The 16,810-nt window shown below is 58.4% G+C and carries 16 protein-coding genes; 3 read left to right on the top strand and 13 right to left on the bottom strand.

Annotated features, from left to right (window positions below; translation table 11 throughout):
- Positions 1–129: 129 nt before the first annotated feature.
- From AD930_RS07130 to AD930_RS07075, 12 genes are all read right to left on the bottom strand, one after another.
- Positions 130–1,539 (bottom strand): hypothetical protein, encoded by a 1,410-nt coding sequence (locus tag AD930_RS07130; RefSeq protein ID WP_061505659.1) that lies wholly within the window; start codon positions 1,537–1,539, stop codon positions 130–132.
- A gap of 116 nt (positions 1,540–1,655) precedes the next feature.
- Positions 1,656–3,335, bottom strand: a complete 1,680-nt coding sequence (locus AD930_RS07125) for an ArnT family glycosyltransferase (protein WP_061505658.1) — start codon at positions 3,333–3,335, stop codon at positions 1,656–1,658.
- Positions 3,329–4,084 (bottom strand): glycosyltransferase, encoded by a 756-nt coding sequence (locus tag AD930_RS07120; RefSeq protein WP_043549334.1) that lies wholly within the window; start codon positions 4,082–4,084, stop codon positions 3,329–3,331. The genes AD930_RS07125 and AD930_RS07120 overlap by 7 nt, the downstream gene beginning before the upstream one ends.
- Before the next feature lie 25 nt (positions 4,085–4,109).
- On the bottom strand, positions 4,110–4,604 hold the full coding sequence (gene atpF, locus AD930_RS07115; protein WP_043549427.1) for a F0F1 ATP synthase subunit B: 495 nt from the start codon (positions 4,602–4,604) through the stop codon (positions 4,110–4,112).
- Between the two features lie 33 nt (positions 4,605–4,637).
- Complete coding sequence (locus AD930_RS07110) at positions 4,638–5,219, bottom strand: F0F1 ATP synthase subunit B family protein (RefSeq protein WP_081894059.1); 582 nt, start codon at positions 5,217–5,219, stop codon at positions 4,638–4,640.
- A gap of 47 nt (positions 5,220–5,266) precedes the next feature.
- Positions 5,267–5,491 (bottom strand): ATP synthase subunit C family protein, encoded by a 225-nt coding sequence (locus tag AD930_RS07105; protein WP_003624142.1) that lies wholly within the window; start codon positions 5,489–5,491, stop codon positions 5,267–5,269.
- A gap of 53 nt (positions 5,492–5,544) precedes the next feature.
- Positions 5,545–6,294 carry a F0F1 ATP synthase subunit A gene (locus tag AD930_RS07100; protein ID WP_061502640.1) on the bottom strand — a complete coding sequence of 250 codons (750 nt, stop codon included), beginning with the start codon at positions 6,292–6,294 and terminating at the stop codon, positions 5,545–5,547.
- A 58-nt stretch (positions 6,295–6,352) separates the two neighbouring features.
- Entirely contained in the window at positions 6,353–6,652 is a 300-nt protein-coding gene (locus AD930_RS07095) for an AtpZ/AtpI family protein (RefSeq protein WP_061505657.1), read from the bottom strand.
- Between the two features lie 134 nt (positions 6,653–6,786).
- Complete coding sequence (ftsY, locus tag AD930_RS07090; RefSeq protein ID WP_061502637.1) at positions 6,787–7,731, bottom strand: signal recognition particle-docking protein FtsY; 945 nt, start codon at positions 7,729–7,731, stop codon at positions 6,787–6,789.
- Between the two features lies 1 nt (position 7,732).
- The gene (gene mtaB / locus AD930_RS07085; protein ID WP_061505656.1) at positions 7,733–8,977 is read right to left on the bottom strand and encodes a tRNA (N(6)-L-threonylcarbamoyladenosine(37)-C(2))-methylthiotransferase MtaB; all 1,245 of its coding nucleotides are present in this window, start codon (positions 8,975–8,977) and stop codon (positions 7,733–7,735) included.
- Positions 8,974–9,786, bottom strand: coding sequence for a diaminopimelate epimerase (dapF, locus tag AD930_RS07080; protein WP_061505655.1), 813 nt, complete (start codon positions 9,784–9,786; stop codon positions 8,974–8,976). Before dapF ends, mtaB begins: the two co-directional genes overlap by 4 nt.
- 58 nt (positions 9,787–9,844) lie before the next feature.
- A complete protein-coding gene (locus AD930_RS07075; RefSeq protein WP_061505692.1) occupies positions 9,845–10,246 on the bottom strand; it encodes a VOC family protein in 402 nt (133 codons plus the stop codon).
- A gap of 164 nt (positions 10,247–10,410) precedes the next feature.
- Between AD930_RS07075 and AD930_RS07070 the strand changes: the two genes are divergently transcribed.
- On the top strand, positions 10,411–12,360 hold the full coding sequence (locus AD930_RS07070; RefSeq protein WP_061505654.1) for a hypothetical protein: 1,950 nt from the start codon (positions 10,411–10,413) through the stop codon (positions 12,358–12,360).
- A 115-nt stretch (positions 12,361–12,475) separates the two neighbouring features.
- On the top strand, positions 12,476–14,245 hold the full coding sequence (locus tag AD930_RS07065) for a DEAD/DEAH box helicase (protein WP_061491787.1): 1,770 nt from the start codon (positions 12,476–12,478) through the stop codon (positions 14,243–14,245).
- Positions 14,246–14,315: 70 nt separating this feature from the next.
- On the opposite strand, the gene AD930_RS07060 is transcribed toward AD930_RS07065, so the two are convergent.
- Positions 14,316–15,077 (bottom strand): type 2 periplasmic-binding domain-containing protein, encoded by a 762-nt coding sequence (locus AD930_RS07060; protein WP_061505653.1) that lies wholly within the window; start codon positions 15,075–15,077, stop codon positions 14,316–14,318.
- A gap of 151 nt (positions 15,078–15,228) precedes the next feature.
- On the opposite strand from AD930_RS07060, the gene AD930_RS07055 reads away from it, so the two are divergent.
- On the top strand, positions 15,229–16,791 hold the full coding sequence (locus tag AD930_RS07055) for a S10 family peptidase (RefSeq protein WP_061505652.1): 1,563 nt from the start codon (positions 15,229–15,231) through the stop codon (positions 16,789–16,791).
- Positions 16,792–16,810 lie beyond the last annotated feature (19 nt).

Here is a 16,810-nt window from a genome sequence, read left to right as displayed (position 1 = left end):
TTTCCTTTCAAAATTTACAGTCCTAACTGCCCTGTGCAACGTTGCGCAGGAAAGTAAAGTGGCTGCGTTGCGCACGGCACACTGTCAGCGTCAGCGTCAGCGTCAGCGTCAGCGTCAAAAAACTACGCTTTAAGGCGACGTCGTATCCAGTTTTCCGGCAGGAAACCGTACAACTGCGGTATGGTCCGGCATCAACTGAACGTCCGTCCATGGTAAGGACGCCACTGCCTCACAAACTGCATCTGGTCCCGGCTGCACGTTAATCTCATACTGTTTCCACATTGCTAACCGCAAAGCGCGATAGGATCTGTCTTTTAAAGCTGTAACAGTCTGGTTATCCCCGCACGCATATACGGTGGCTGCGCCCGTCGCTTGGATACGGTTTTTAAGGTAATATTCGTACTCGGAAACTTTTGTGGAGTGCTGGATGGCTTCCGACCATATCAGCACCCCGCTGCCGATAATGGGCACGGCCCCCAAAAAGGCGACTGACCTTTTTATTCTGGTATCAGGCTCCTCTGCCCTGATGAACACAGAAAATGTGCCAATAAAAAAGCACCAGATCCAATACGTTGAGCGGACCGGTACATCGAGGCCAGAAGCCACCTGAATCAGTGTTTCAAATAGAAAAACAATGAATGAACCAAAAACAAACTGGATCGTCTGCCTTCTGTTAAAATAAAAAGCACTCAATAGAATCACAAAAGAGATAACGAATTCAATTTTATATATAGAAAAACAGTCAATCCAAAAATGAGAAACTTTTAAAATATTGATCTTAAGGTCTTCAATCCCGTGCAAAGGGTGTGCTTTGCGCCACCCCTCAAAGATTATCCCAAACTTTCCATGAAAAACCTTATTCAAAGAAAAGCTCGTAAGAACCCCCAAAAGATAAGAGGCCCCGTAAAACAGGACAATCTCTACACAAAAACAGGGAAAAACTGACAATACAATAAGCGTTATTGATGAAATCATAGCCGAGTAGCTAAGAAATATAACAATATTATAGAACGCAAAAAGTAATAAATTAAAACCAACTGTTAAGATGGAAAAAATAAAAAAAGCCGAGAGCCATACCATAGGCGTCAATGTGGCGGACCAAAGTGAAAGACTGGAGAAGGGAACTGAAAAAAACAACAGAAAAGCTATAAGCATTCTGTAGGAAAATTTTGAAGAGATCAGGCAGGACGACAGCCAGCAAAGAAGGCAGTATCCCAGCATATAAAGACAGTATATAAATCTGGCAGGTAGATTATTAGCCTGTAAAGACCAGACCCAATTAACCCAACGTCCTTCAGAAAGCGTTTTTTGCCAGGGAGAGGCGTAAGGCATCATGCCTGGCACCAGCTTCGTCATAAAATCCCAGTCGTCATGCTCAAAATAAATATGTTGTGCGGCGCCGGACGAAACCAGAAAAAACAGAATAATTGCAAGAAAAACACCAAACCCTTGAAATAAGGCAGAGTATTCTTTTTGAGAATTTATTCTTCCGGGAAAAGGATCATAGAACTTCATCAAATATGAAAAACTCTGTCCCATAATTCCCTTGATCCTGATGCAGGCAATTTAAATTTCAAAGAAGAGAACCACTAAAGCTCTCAATAAAAAATAGAAATCTTTAATTCGTTAAACTCTACGCACCAACAGGCGACTCTTTAACGATCAAAACCATACAGGCTGATTGTCAGATGGTGGCCGTTGGAATAGTTCACCCCGGTCACGGAGCCATAGGTGCGCACGCGACTGCGGGCTGGCCCGAGTGTCGCGAGGAACGCCTCGCTTTTCTGCACATCGACAAGTGCCATGGCACAGGCCTCATTGCCCAGCATGCGGCGGGCAGCGTCTTCTGGCCCTTCCAGATGCACTTTGCCGCCCATCAGGAACACAAGGCTCGGCTCGGAAAATGAGACGGACGAGACTTCTGTCTGCGCACAGGGCTGATGCGCCGCGACCAACGCCGTCAGGCGCGGGGCCAGCCAGATGCTTTGCAGGTGGGGCACAACCACCAGAAACAGCCCGGTATAGAGCAGCATGGCGCAGGCGGCACTGGTCAGCACAGCTTTCCGCAACTCGGACCTGCTGATGAAGACAACGGACAGGGCGATCAACGGCAGGCTCCCACCCGCCAGAATTAGCGCTGCGGGAGAGACCACATGCTCCAGCTTCCACAGCAGCACTGGACCGGCCAGTGCCAGTGCAACGCCGGCAATGGTCCACAACACGCCATAAGCCCCCAAGGCCAGACGCGCCCAGACCGCACGCGGCCAGCCAGCCCAGACCGGTGCTCCCTGTGCCAGCATGCCAGCGGTCAGAATGGCAATGGCGGGATAAGTGGGCAGCACATAATGCGGCAGTTTGGTCGCGATAGCCTCAAACACCACCCAGTGCGGGATAATCCAGCACAGCAGATATTTGACTGGGAGCAGCTTCCGGCTTTTCCAGACAGCGGGGAGAGCCGCCGCCGCAAAAAATGAGCCGGGCCAGAACGCAATCAGGAAAACCAGAAGGTGGTAACCCGGCGGCAGACCATGGGCCTGCTGGCCAGAGGCCACCTTGCCCAGAAAATTGGTGCCCACAGCACGGCGGAAAAACTCGCCATGACTGACTACGCCAATCGCGATACACCACGGAAGCAAAATGGCCAGAGAGACCAGCCAGCCCCATGCGGGCCGCAGCCTGCGCCACAGACTGAAATTCCGCTCCACAACAGCCAGACACAGCAGTGTGGCCAAAGACGGAATGAGAATCACCGGACCCTTCAACATCAGGCCGCACCCGATCGCGCCCCAATAGAGCAGAGCTGTGCTTAACGGCGTGGGGCGTGCAGCCTCACGGTCACACAGCGCCCGCAACAGGCCAGCCTGCGCCAACAGAACACTGAGCAGCAGAGTAGAATCGATCGTGCCCATCCGGTTCTCTGCCGTCACCAGCACAGACACCATCAGCAACAGCCCTGCCCCCAGCCCAGCCATTGGCCCGAACAGCGTGGCACCCATCCAGGCCGTCAGCACCACTGCGGCCGTCATGGCCAGCAGGGACGGCAGCCTATACGCCCAGACGGCACGACTTTTCAGTGTGCCTGTGGCGGCAACGGAGGCGGCTTCCAGCCAGTAAATCCCGGCAGGTTGCAGATAGCGGGGTTTGTCCTGAAAGCGGACATCCACAAAATTGCCGCTCTCCAGCATTTGCGCCGTCGCTTCCATATAGCGCGGCTCATCACGGTCAAACGGCGGGGTGGAGGCCCGCCCCGGCAAAAACAGGAAAAATGCGAGTAAACCGAGCAAAGCCAGCGCGCGCCCGGGCAGGCGTTGCTGGCCCCAGCGTGGATTTAGCATTCGCGGACCGAGCGCGGCAGGCGAGTGCGGTTCCGCAGCCAGATCACACCCAGCAGATCGCGAATACCAACCAGAGCGCGGTTGAAATTGGTATATTTAGACTGCCCATGCAGGCGTGGGCGATGCTTGACCGGGTGGCACAGCAGCGGCACGCCATAAGACGCAAACAGTGCGGGCAGGAAGCGATGCAGCCCTTCAAACTGAGGCAGCTTTAAAAACGCCTCACGCTGGAAGAGTTTGATCGGCGCACCTGTATCCGGGCATTCATCCCGCAGCAGGCGACGGCGGAGGCCGTTGGCAAAGCGAGTTGCAAACCGGCGTGACCAGCCGTCTTTCCGCTTTTTCCGCACACCGACCACAAGCGGGGGCGTGCCGTTAGCGGAACGGGCAAGCCGTAGCAGATCAATCAGTTCACGCGGGTCATCCTGACCATCACCATCAATGGTCGCAATCCACTCACCACGTGCGGCAGTGATACCGGTGCGCAGAGCGGCGGATTTTCCGCAACAATGGTCATGGGAGAGAACGCGGAGACCGGGAAGGACATCGGTCCGCATTTTCTGGAGAATGGCTACGGTATCATCCCGGCTGCCATCATCCACAAAAACAACTTCAGTTTCTGGCAGATGCTCAAGGGCTTCCGCCAGTTCCTGGCAGACAAACGGGAGGTTATCCCGCTCATCGAGAACGGCAATGACAATGCTCAGAACCGGAGCGTCACCACTCCGGGAGGAAGAGAGCGCGTTCAAGCCGGATCAATCAGCAAACGCGCGCTCAGGCAGCGTGACGCGCAAGAGCGGTCGGCAGGTTGGCAATGGCCTGATCGACCAGAGCTTCTGCCTTCTGCTGGTCCAGAGACTGACCCAGCACACCGCGTGCGGCTTCAACAGCAACGTCAATAGCGGCCTGACGCACTTCCTTGATCGCTGCGCGTTCTACGGCAGCAATCCGGTCACGTGCCATCTGCTCATGGCGCTGCACAGCAGCTTCTGCTTCTGCGCGGGCTTTTTCAGCCAGTTCTGCAGCATGCTGCAGAGACTGCTCAACCATGGTTTTGGCTTCAACCAGCGCCTGCTCACGCTCACGCGTGGCATCTTCCAGCATCTGCTCGGCTTCCCGGCGGAGCTGGGCGGATTCGTCCAGTTCCTGACGGATGCGGGCGGCACGGCTATCAAGGATAGTCGCGATAGGTGCCCAGACCTTACGGCCAAAGAAGACGAAAAACAGAACGAAGGAAACAGCGACCCAGAAACCTGCTTCGTGAAAAATGCCAGACATGACTTTAAGTTCTCCCGGAGCCGGTCAGATATTCTGGTGCGCGATCGCGCCGTCAACCTTCTGCGCCACAAGCTGGGCGTCGGGCGTGACACCTGTCAGGCGAGAAACGAGCGCCTGCGTGGTATCAGCAGCAATTTCTTTGAGCGTACCGAAAGCCTGAGCTTTTTCGGCAGCAATACGTTTTTCAGCGTCAGCAATTTCGGCTGAAAGACGGGCATTGATTTCTGCCAGCTTCTGATCTGCAGCCTGCTGTTCAGCGTCCAGCGTTTTCTGCAGATTGGCCTGAGCTTCAGCCATGGCGTCTTTACGCGCCTGCTGGAGTTCCGCCACCGCTTTGTCTGCATCCTGTTTTGCAGAGCGCGCAACATCAAGGTCACCCGAGATACGCTTGCTCCGGTCTTCCAGAACGCGGCCAACGCGCGGCAGCATTACCTGGCTCAGCACCAGGTAAAAGCCCAGGAAGATCACAGCACCCCAGATTACCTGACCGGTAACCAGGGGGTTGTGAAAATCAAGCTGAGGCATCCCTGCGGCGTGTGCACCAGGTGCAGCCATTACCAGAAGAGACACGCCGGATACCGTAGCGAGTAAACCGGCACGGACAATCTTCATCATGACACCCACAGGAAGGCCTCCCTTTTCCTACCGTTTTCTCAGACGAACAGGATCAGGAACGCGATGAGAAGCGCGAACAGCGCGATAGCTTCTGTCAGCGCGAAGCCCAGCATGCCCAGACCGAACACGTGCGGACGAGATGCGGGGTTGCGAGCAATGCTGCTCACCAGCGTTGAAAAGATGTTGCCGAGGCCGATACCAACGCCGGCGAGGGCGATTACGGCGATACCTGCACCGATTTCCCGGGCTGCAGCGATGTCCATATCAGTCACTTCCTTGTTAAAAAGTACAGTTCAAACGAAACGGGCAAAGCAGCTCAGTGAGCCACGGCCTCCCGCAGGTAGATGCACGTCAGAATGGCAAACACATAGGCCTGCAGCACACCAACAAGCAACTCAAGAGCCACCAGCGCCATGTTAATGGCAATAGGCCCTATCGCAAACACATCACCCACCACACCAAAACCGGCGAGCATGATGACGAAGCTTGCGAAAATATCGAACATGACGTGTCCGGCGACCATGTTTGCAAACAGTCGGATGGACAGGCTCACGGGGCGAGAGAGAAAGGACAGAATCTCAATCGGGATCAGCAGCGGCGCGAGGAACATGCTGGCACCAGCCGGCATGAAGTGCGCGAAGAAGCGGAAGCCCTGCACCTTGAGCGACACGATCACCGTCAGCAGGAACACCATCACGGCAAGGCCGAGGGTCACTGCAATATGGCTGGTGAAGGTGAAGGAGAAAGGCAGCAGGCCGATGTAGTTCCCGGCCAGAATGAAGAAGAACAGCGTGAAGATGAACGGGAAGAACGCCGTGCCTTCCGGCCCGATGGTGTCCACCGCCATGCTGTGAATGAATTCGTAGCACACCTCGGCAGCAGCCTGGAAACGACCAGGCACCACAGCAGCAGGGCGCATACCGAAATACAGGAACGCCAGAACCAGGCACGCAGCCAGGATCATGTAGAGAGGTGACTGACTGAAGCGCAGTGCCTCACCAAGCCCGCCGAGAACGGGATGAAGCTCGAACTGACCAAGTACGTCGATACTGGAACCGCCCGCCAAAACCGTTCTCCTACTCCACTGTGCCCGGACTATCCTGCCGGGCCTTCAGCTTTCCAACTCACTGTTCCGGTGGCTTTACCAGCCGCCAGACATTCAGCACTCCTGCACTTCCGCCCATCAGCGCGAAGATAATCAGGAAAATAGCGCGGGTATGGAACCAACGGTCCAGTCCCCACCCCACAGCAACCCCAACCACCAGTGCGGAAATCATTTCCGTCCCGGCTCTGAGCGCCAGTGCCGGGAGGGACAGTTCATCCTTCTCAGACTTACTGGCTTTTTCATCCTCTTCTACCCGACCGGAGCGGCGTTCTGCCTCTCTCAATCGCTTAGCAAAAGACTCGTCGCTGTCTTCACCCATACTTCGCACTCCCAGAAGGGTGCAGGCGCTTGCTAACGGCGCTGCCATATCCTGTCAAGGAAGCATCCGTAGCACTGAGCGGAAAATCCGTCACGCATGCAAAAAAAGCGCACTAACGGACTCTTCCGCCTGCGTCAGGATGCGGTTTCGGCCTCAGCTTCAGCCGAGCCGACCAGCCCCCTGGCAAAGTCCTGCGCGGAGAAGGGCCGGAGATCTTCCACCTGCTCCCCAACACCCACGGCGTGCACCGGCAAACCGAAGCTATCCGCCAGCGCCACCACAATGCCGCCACGGGCCGAGCCATCCAGTTTGGTGACCACAAGGCCGGTCACATTCACCAGCTCACGGAACACGCGCACCTGCTCCATGGCGTTCTGCCCGGTGGTGGCATCCAGCACCAGCAGAACAGAATGGGGTGCGGTCTCATCAAATTTCCGCATGACGCGAATAATTTTGGCCAGCTCTTCCATCAGCGCGCTTTTGTTGTGCAAACGGCCCGCCGTATCCACAAACAGCAGGTCCGCATCCTGCGCCTTGGCGCGCTTCAGGCCTTCAAACGCCAGACCGGCAGCATCCGCATTGGGTGCCCCGGCAATCACCTGACAGCCGGTGCGCTCACCCCACACCTGCAACTGCTCCACGGCAGCGGCGCGGAAGGTATCGCCCGCCACCATCATCACTTTCTTGCCCTGATCGCTGAAAGAGCGGGCCATCTTGCCAATGGTGGTGGTTTTCCCCACGCCATTCACGCCTACCACCAGCACCACATGCGGCTTATGCGCCGGGTCCGGCTCAAACGGGATGGCGACCGGTTCCAGCACGCTGGCAATTTCATCTGCCAGAGCGGTGCGGATTTCCTCATCCGTCACTTCCGTGCCGAAGCGGGTGCGGCGGAACGAGTCGATAATGCGCTCTGCCACAGCAGGGCCGAGGTCTGCCGTAATCAGCAGGTCTTCCAGCTCTTCAAGCGCCTCATCATCCAGCTTGCGCTTGGTGAAGACGGATGTGAGGCCACCGCCCAGCTTCTGCGTTGAGCGGGAGAGGCCCTTCTTGAGCCGTGAAAAAAAACCTAGCGCCATCTCAAACCCTTTCCGCCAGCAGACCGGCGGCATCCACCGCAACAGCCCGCAGACTGATAATCTCACCCGTTTCCGCCTCACCCTCCGCAAGACGGACGGGGGCAAACTGTTCACTATGCCCGGATGTGGGCGTTTCCATCAGCACGCGCAAAGTCTGCCCCAGCAGACTCTGATAATACCGCTCGGCCGACGCCGCTCCCACCTCCCGCAGGCGCGCCGCCCGCGCCTTGCGCTCGGGCACTGGCACAGCACGCATCCGCGCTGCCGGCGTGCCCGGACGCTCGCTGTAGGGAAAGACATGCAGATACGGCACGCCCTGCGCCTCCAGAAAAGCGCATGTTTCTTCAAACAGCGCCTCATCTTCCGTCGGGAATCCGGCAATTACGTCCGCGCCGATACCGATATCGGGGCGCAGTTTGCGGGCACGCTCAATCACCCGCGCGGCATCTTCCGCCAGATGGCGGCGCTTCATGCGCTTGAGGATGAGGTCCGACCCGGCCTGAAGCGAGAGATGCAGATACGGCATAAAGCGCGGCTCATGCTCCAGCAGCCGCCAGATGTCCTCGTCAATTTCCACCGGATCAACCGAGGACAGGCGCAGGCGCTCCAGCTGTGGCACCAGCCCCAGCACACGGCGGCACAACTGCCCAAGTGACGGGGTGCCCGGCAGGTCTCCGCCCCATGAAGTCATGTCCACACCGGTCAGCACCACTTCGCGGTAGCCCGATTCGACAAGGGCACGCACCTGCTCGACCACCACGCCGACTGGCGCGGAACGGGACGGCCCGCGCCCGAAGGGAATGATGCAGAAGGTGCAGCGATGGTCACACCCCTGCTGAACCTGCACAAAAGCACGCGTCCGGCCTGCAAATTCCGTCACCAGATGCGCGGCGGTTTCCTTCGCGGCCATGATGTCGGACACCGCAAGCGGCTCGTTCATGGCGGCGGGAGCCCAGCTTTCCGCTTTCAGCTTTTCTTCGTTGCCCAGCACACGTGTCACACCCGGCAGAGTGGCCCAGCGGTCCGGGTCAATCTGCGCGGCACAGCCTGTGACTACAATGCGGGCATCCGGATTGTCGCGATGCGCACGGCGGATGGCCTGACGGGCCTGCCGCTCGGCCTCGCCCGTCACGGCGCAGGTGTTGACGATAATCACGTCTTCCAGCGCCGCCGCATGCTCGCGCATGACTTCGCTTTCCCACGTGTTCAGCCGACACCCAAATGTCAGAATTTCAGGGCGGGTCATGAGGCGTAGGTGGCCAGATCCACCACCCCGTCAAACGCTGTCGCGGCAGGGCCAGTCATCAGCACGTGGCCGTTTTCGGCCCATTCAATCTGCAGAATGCCGCCATCCAGCTCCACCGTGCAACGACGTTCCACCAGCCCGCGCCGCACGGCATTGACCACCGCGGCACACGCGCCGGACCCGCAGGCTTCCGTCACCCCTGCCCCGCGTTCATGCACTTTCAGGCGCATGCTCTCAGGGCTGTCTATGCGGGCAAAACCAATATTGGCGCGATCAGGGAAGAGCGGGTCATGCTCCAGCGCACTGCCATGGCTGAGCATCGAAAAATCTTTCACAAAAAAAGTTGCGTGTGGGTTCCCCATGGAGGCCGCCGCCGGGTCTCCATCCAGAGGCAGATGGAGGGTGTCCATCTCCGCTGCAAGAGGCACAGCCTGCCAGTCCAGCTTTGGGGTGCCCATGTCGACTGTCACCAGCCCGTTCTCTTCAATCCGGGCAGGCAGGGTTCCGGCCCGTGTTTGCAGCACAGGCGTGCGGTTGCCGGTCTGACGAAATACCAGATCCGCCACACAGCGGGACGCATTGCCGCAGGCCCCGGCTTCTGACCCATCGGGGTTGAAGAAACGCACAAACACATGGGCGCCCTCCGCACAGGCCGGGCGGAGCGTTACCAGCTGGTCAAAGCCAATCCCTCTGCGGCGGTCTGCAAGGGCTGCAATCCGCGTGGGGGTGAGGGACAGATGGCCGGCACGCTCGTCGAGAATGACAAAGTCATTCCCAAGCCCGTGCATCTTGGAGAAAGAGGTCTGCATACCGCGCCTTATAAGGCAGATCAGCCCCTAATGCCATGACGGAACAGGGCTGTGAGAGTTAGAGAAAGCGCCCCGGCTCACCACGGCCCAGCACTTCAATTTTATACCCGTCCGGATCGGTCAGGAAAAAGAAGGTGCCGATAATGCGGTTATCGGTTTCCAGCGTCTTGATGGGCGTGGGTGAGAAGCCTGCGGTGTCCAGACGGGCATGTTCGGACGCCAGATCCTCAACAGAAACAGCCAGATGGCCGTATCCATCCCCCAGCGCGTAGGGTTCGGTGCGGCCATGATTAATGGTCAGTTCCAGCTCAAACGTCTGCTCGTCATTAGCCAGATAGATCAGCGTAAAGCTGTCAAACACCAGCCGATCAACCGGCCTGAGGCCAAAGGCGGTCTGGTAAAACGCCAGCGAACGCTCTTCATCAAGAACGCGCAGCATGGAATGGATCATTTTCGCCACAAGACAGTCCCCCTCTGACATCGGCTTCGTCAAAATTTGCAGTGCTCATAACGCGGAAGCCGGTCTTGCTGAAATTATTTTTTAAAAAAATAGTCTTTACGCAAGGCTCGGCAAAATGGTTTCAAACAATAAATGAACCTGTTCCGGGGATAATATTTAAAGAAATGACCACCTTTTCTCTTCTGCCTGCGCCAGCATCTCGCCAGATGCGGACATGGCTTTGTGTTGGCACTATTCTGGCGACAGGGCTGCTCTGCATGCAGCTTTCCGGCACGGCCTACGCAGCAGAAGATGAAGCAGCCTCTCTGGAAGCGCTCGAACACCAGATGGCGCAAATTCAGGAGCAGCAGAAAGCCCTCCAGAAAGCGATGGTGGGCATGCAGAAACAGATTGCCGCCCATCGCGCCGCGCTAACGCATGGCGGCGGCGGTTCCGCCACTCAATCCGCAGTCGGCAACAGCCACCATACGGTAACAACGGCGCGGAACACGGCCACAGGCAGCGGAACAGGCCATAAAGGCTGGTCCCCGGAGACGGGGTCTGACGACGTGGGCATTGAATCCGCCGGCACCACCACAACCGCCATGACCACACCGCACCACACCGGACGCCATGCGACGGGGCCGGATGCACAACCTGTGTTCTCCGGGCAGGATGATCATCCGGATGTGGAAGCCGTGATTGGCCACCGTGCGGAAGACATGATTTCCCGCATTGCTGAGAACAGCGTCGGGCCGCACTCGCGTGAAACCGCAGGCGCACAGGCAGCAGGCGCGCTGGGTGACCACGGCGTGTTCCACATGGGGCCGGTCACCCTCATTCTGGGTGGCTTTCTGGATGCCGCCGCCGTGGTGGAAAACCGCCACGTGCCCTCCGGCACCTTCAACTACTGGCAGGCGATGCCGTACCCCAACGAGTCCCGCTACCACACCAACAATTTTGAAGGCAGCGCGCGCTACAGCCGCATCTCGCTCATGGCACGTGGGAATGTGGATACGCACTCCACCATTTCCGGCTTTTTTGAAATGGACTTTGGGGCTGGTGCCGCCACCACCGATGCGTATGAAAGCAACAGCTACGCCTTCCGCATGCGGCAGGCCTATCTGGCGTATGATAATAGTGACCTGGATTTCCATTTCCTCGCCGGTCAGGCGTGGAGCATGCTCACGCCGGGCCGTATCGGTATTATTCCGCGTCAGGAAAGTTTGCCGGAAACCGTCGAGTCTTCCATGCTGGCGGGCCAGACATGGGCGCGGCAGTTGCAGTTCCGGTTTGTGAAAGATTTCCTCCAGCACCGTCTGTGGCTGGGGCTGTCCATCGAAAACTCGGCCACGCTGTATGACACCACCGGCTTCACCAATGCCGATGGCACCGTCACGCTGCCTAATGGCAAAACCGCCACGGTCAGCAGTAACGGCACGGGCCTGACCAATGATGCCCCCTTCTCCAACGAAATCGCGCCGGATGTTATCGGCAAGGTGGCGTGGGACCCGCACTGGGGCCATTACGAGGCCGTGGGCATCCTGCATTTCCCGCATGACCGCGTGGCCTCCCTCGGGCAGGGCCACAACAATACCGCCATTGCGGGCGGCGGCGGTGGCTCCATGGTGCTGCCGGTTCTGCCGCATAAAGTGGAAGTTCGTCTGGCCGGGTTGGCCGGGGTTGGCATAGGCCGCTACGGCTCCGTGCTGCTGCCTGACGCCACCCTGAAAGCCGATGGCGACGTTGCCCCCATCCCCTCCATTCAGGCCACGGGCGGCGTTATTGCCCACCCCACGCCGCGTGTGGATGTGTATGGCTTCTTTGGTTATCAGGAAGCCGGACGCCGCTATTCCAACTATGGCAGCGGGGCGTACGGCTACGGAAATCCGAACTATTCCAACCTCGGGTGTGAGACAGAATTGTCCACTCTTGGCTGCACGGCCAACACCCGCAGCGTGATGGAAGCGACCGTCGGCGCATGGTATCGTTTCTTCAAAGGACACTACGGAACGGTGGAAGCCGGAGCCCAGCTTGCCTACTCCCGCAGGGACGCCTGGAAGGGTCAGGGCGGGGGTCCGGATACAAGCATGAGTCAGATATTTCTGGACTTCCGTTACCTGCCGTTCCAGTAACACACCACGCTTACCGATAAGCGCTTAGGGCAAAAGTTCTCCGGCCAGGCCTCTGGCCATTCATGCGGGGAACCTTTATCCCCCCATACATCTTGTTGCCTGGACCTAAAGTAGAATGCCTTTTCAGAATGCCCCCGCCTCTCTTGCGAGCGCTCTTGCCGCTCGCGGGTACGAATCCGCAACTCCAGTTCAGGCTGCCGTTCTGGCACCTGACGCCGAAGGTCGGGACCTTCTTGTTTCAGCCCGTACTGGCTCCGGTAAAACCGTTGCCTTCGGTCTGGCCATGGCAAACACCCTGCTGGATGACAATGGCCGCTGCCCCCCGCCGGGCGCGCCGCTGGCTCTGGTGATTGCCCCTACGCGTGAACTCGCCCTGCAGGTGCGTAATGAGCTGGAATGGCTCTATGCCTCCAGCGGTGCACGCATCGTCTCCTGCGTTGGTGGTATGGAACCCCGCGTAGAAGCCCGCGCCCTGAACGCTGGCTGCCACATTGTGGTCGGCACGCCGGGCCGCCTGTGTGACCATCTCTCCCGCGGGCAGCTCAAGCTGTCCAGCCTCCGCGCCGTAGTGCTGGATGAAGCAGATGAAATGCTTGATCTCGGCTTCCGTGATGAGCTGGAAACCCTGCTGAAAGCCGCCCCGCCGGAACGCCGCACCCTGCTGTTCTCCGCCACCATTGCGCGGGACATTGCCAATCTGGCCCGCCGTTATCAGACGGACGCCCTGCGCATTGATACGCAGAGCGGCAGCGCACCGCACACGGACATTACCTACCGCGCGGTGCTGACGGACCAGTCCGACATGGCGAACACCATCGTCAACGTGCTGCGCCAGATGGAGTCTCCCTCCGCCATTGTGTTCTGCCACACGCGTGAAGCTGTGCGGCAGTTGCAGGGTATCCTGACGCAGCGTGGCTTCTCCTCCGTGGCCATCTCCGGTGATCTCGGGCAGAACGAACGTAGCCGCGCCATTGAAAGCCTGCGTCACGGTCAGGCACGCGTCTGCGTAGCGACCGACGTGGCCGCCCGTGGCATTGATATTCCGGACCTCGGTCTGGTGATCCACGCAAGCCTGCCGTCCAACCCTGCAACCCTGCTGCACCGTTCAGGCCGCACCGGGCGCGCCGGGCGCAAAGGCACCTGTGTGCTTCTGGTTCCGCCCTCACGCAGAAGGCTGGCTGAACGGCTGCTGGAAGGCGCGAAAGTTACGGCAGAATGGGGTGGCGCACCGACGCCGGAAGATATTGCCCGCGCTGACGCTGAACGCCTGCTGTCTGCACCGCAGCTCTCCATTGCTGTGCCGGAAGCCGGTGGCATGCATGAGCTGATCACCAAGCTGACGGAAGCCCATTCGGCTGATCAGCTTGCGGCGGCTCTGATTGCCATGTGGCGCGCCAACCTGCCGGAACCTTCCAGCGTACGCGTTATTTCTCCGGGCTCTGTCAAAAAAGCCCCGCGTGAACGCACCCGCCGGGATGACGAAGAGGGTGACCACCGTGGCCCGCGTGAGCCGGGTTCATGGTTCCGCCTGTCTGTTGGCCGTGAAGATCGCGCTGACCCGAAATGGCTGGTGCCGATGCTCTGCCGTCTGGGTGGCATCCGCAAGCAGGATATCGGGGCAATCCGTATTCAGCCGGACCACACGCTGGTGGAAATTGCACAGGATAAAGCCGAGCGCTTCCAGTCCTGCGCTGCTGGCGCCGATGCTGATGAAATCACGGTTGAGCCCTCCGCTCCGCCGCGTGGTGGTGCCAGCCGTGATGGTGGCCGTCCGCCGCGTTCCGGTGGCCCGGGTGGTGCCCCCGGTGGCCGCCCGCCCCGTAAAGGTGGCGGCGGTGGCTTTAGCAAAAGCGGCCCGTCCAGCCGGAAACGCAAAGCCTTCTGATCTGCATCAGATGCAAAAAAGGCCCCTCCCGAAAGGAAGGGGCCTTTTTCTTGCTTAAACGCTCAGCGCCTTACAGCTTGGGCAGAGAGGTTGCATCTTTCCAGTCGGAATTGATGCGGTCTTTCTGGCTCTTCCAGGCATTTTTCGCATTCTGCCCGGCATTGTTCCATTTGTTCTGCGCGTTCTTGCCGGCGTTCGTCACGCTGTCACGCTGAGCTTCCCACTTCTTGCGGGTCTCATCACTCGCGTTGTTCCACTTATCCTTCGCGTTCTGCTCCGCGTTGGTTACCTTATTACCCTGAGCTTCCCACTTTTTGCGGGTTTCCTCGCTTGCGTTATTCCACTTGTCCTTCGCGTTCTGTTCCGCGTTGGTCACTTTATTACGCTGCGCTTCCCATTTTTTACGGGTCTCTTCGTTCGCGTTGTTCCACTTGTCCTTCGCGCTCTGCTCCGCGTTGGTCACCTTATTACCCTGAGCTTCCCACTTTTTGCGGGTTTCTTCGCTTGCGTTGTTCCACTTATCCTTCGCGTTCTGCTCCGCGTTGGTCACTTTATTACGCTGCGCTTCCCACTTCTGGCGGGTGGCATCACTGGCATTATTCCAACGCGCCTTCGCCTGATCCTGTGCGGACTGGCGGGCATTTTTCAGGTTGGATGAAAATTGGTTGGTATCAGTCTTGACGGCATTCCGCGTATTCTCCACTCCCTGCTGCACCTGCTGCTGTGCGCAGGAGGTAAGGGAGAGGCAAGGATCGGCGTAGGCGGCTGTGGCTGAAACCAGAGCCGTTGCAAGCGGCAACCCCATAATGGCGATTTTCCGAATGAACTGCATAAATATTCCTTCCATAGTTCCTGAGCATCCTCAGGAAGACAGGCATGGTTTAGACAGAAAATTTTGTCAAAAAATGGTCCATTCCGCCTCAGCAGGGCAGAGTTGCTCTCATGCCTTCATATCTTTTTCTGTGTTTGGAGAATAAACTCTGATGATCAAGCCTTTTTTACTCTGCAAACACATACGCAGACCTCAAAAACGGGCCAGCCTTGCTTTGGCCACGGCGCTTTGCCTATCTGCAGCCCCGGTCTACGCCGCCCCTGCCGCGCCGCCCGCCGCACCGCATGCCGATGCCCCCAAAACGGCCCCTAAAGAGTTCACCGGTGCTGCCGCGCTGCTGCCGGATGATGCCATAACCCACCACACAGACACGTTTGCCGGCCACAAGATCAGCTACACCGCCCACACGGGCACGCTTGTGCTGCGGGATGATGCTGGCAAACCCACCGCCCGCATTTTTTACGTCGCCTATACGCAGGATGGCGCGGACCCGGCAAAGCGCCCGGTCTCCTTCTTCTTCAATGGCGGTCCGGGGGGTGCTACGGCGTATCTACATCTGGGTGCCGCTGGCCCCACAGCGCTGACCTTCCCGGCAGGCAACCCGACCGATGGTGCCAATGCCCGTCTGGCGATCAACCCTGATAGCTGGCTGCCCGACACCGACATGGTGTTTATTGATGCCCCCGGCACCGGCTGGTCCACCCCGACCGACCCGAAAACAGCCGACAAAACCTTTTATGGTGTCAAGCAGGATGCCAAAGCTTTTGCCAAGACAATTCAGCTCTGGGCCAACACCAATGGCCGCCTGACGTCTCCGCGTTATCTGGTTGGGGAAAGCTACGGCGGTATTCGCTCCATTGAGGTAGCGGAAGCCCTAGCACAGCAGCAGAATCTGATGGTGAACGGCATCATCATGATCTCGCCCGCGCTGGACATGGGGCTTCTGGATACCAGTAACAGCATTCTGGCCTCTGCCCTCACGCTCCCCTCTTTTGAGGCCGCCAAGCTGGCCATGCAGCATAAGCTCGCGCCGGAAACGGCAGTACATCAGCTGGATGAGGCCTACCACTACGCACTTGGCCCGTATCTCTCCACGCTGGCCAACACCCCGCCAACGGGTGATGCCGCGCGTGATTTTTATGAAGACGTCGCCAAGCACACTGGCCTGCCGGAAGAGGTCATCACTAAAGAACGCGGCCAGCCGCAGCCCATGGCGCATGATGTCCGCAGCCGGGATGGACGCCTTTACACGCTGTATGACGCGACCGTCTCCATTGCGGACCCTTTCCCCGAAGGCGTGGATAATGGTGACAGCCCGGACCCGACCCTCTCCGGTTTTGGCCGTGCCTATGGCAGCGCGTTTGAACAGTATGCCAGCAAGACACTCAACTATCGGACGGATCTGTCTTACGAACTGCTGAGCATGAAGGTAAATGCCGCATGGGACTTCCGGGGGGATGGCGAGCCTATGGCACACCAGATTCCCGTCCTGCGCCGCCTGCTGGCCTTAAACCCGACCCTGCGCATTTTTATTGCCAATGGCTATTATGATCTGGCCTGCCCGTTTGCCAGTGCGCGCTGGGTGGCGGAGCATATCCCCGTAGGCCGTAACCGCATTGGCCTGCACACCTACCCCGGCGGCCACATGCTCTACACCCGCCCGGACAGCCGGGCCGCTCTGGCGCGGGATGTGAAAGCCTTTCTGGCGCCCTGAGCCAGCCGGACCAAACCCG

The organism is Acetobacter malorum (genome assembly GCF_001580615.1).
Classification (GTDB): domain Bacteria; phylum Pseudomonadota; class Alphaproteobacteria; order Acetobacterales; family Acetobacteraceae; genus Acetobacter; species Acetobacter malorum.
The sequence above is the reverse complement of the archived record's forward strand: the minus strand, read 5'-3'. Positions and strand labels throughout refer to the sequence as shown.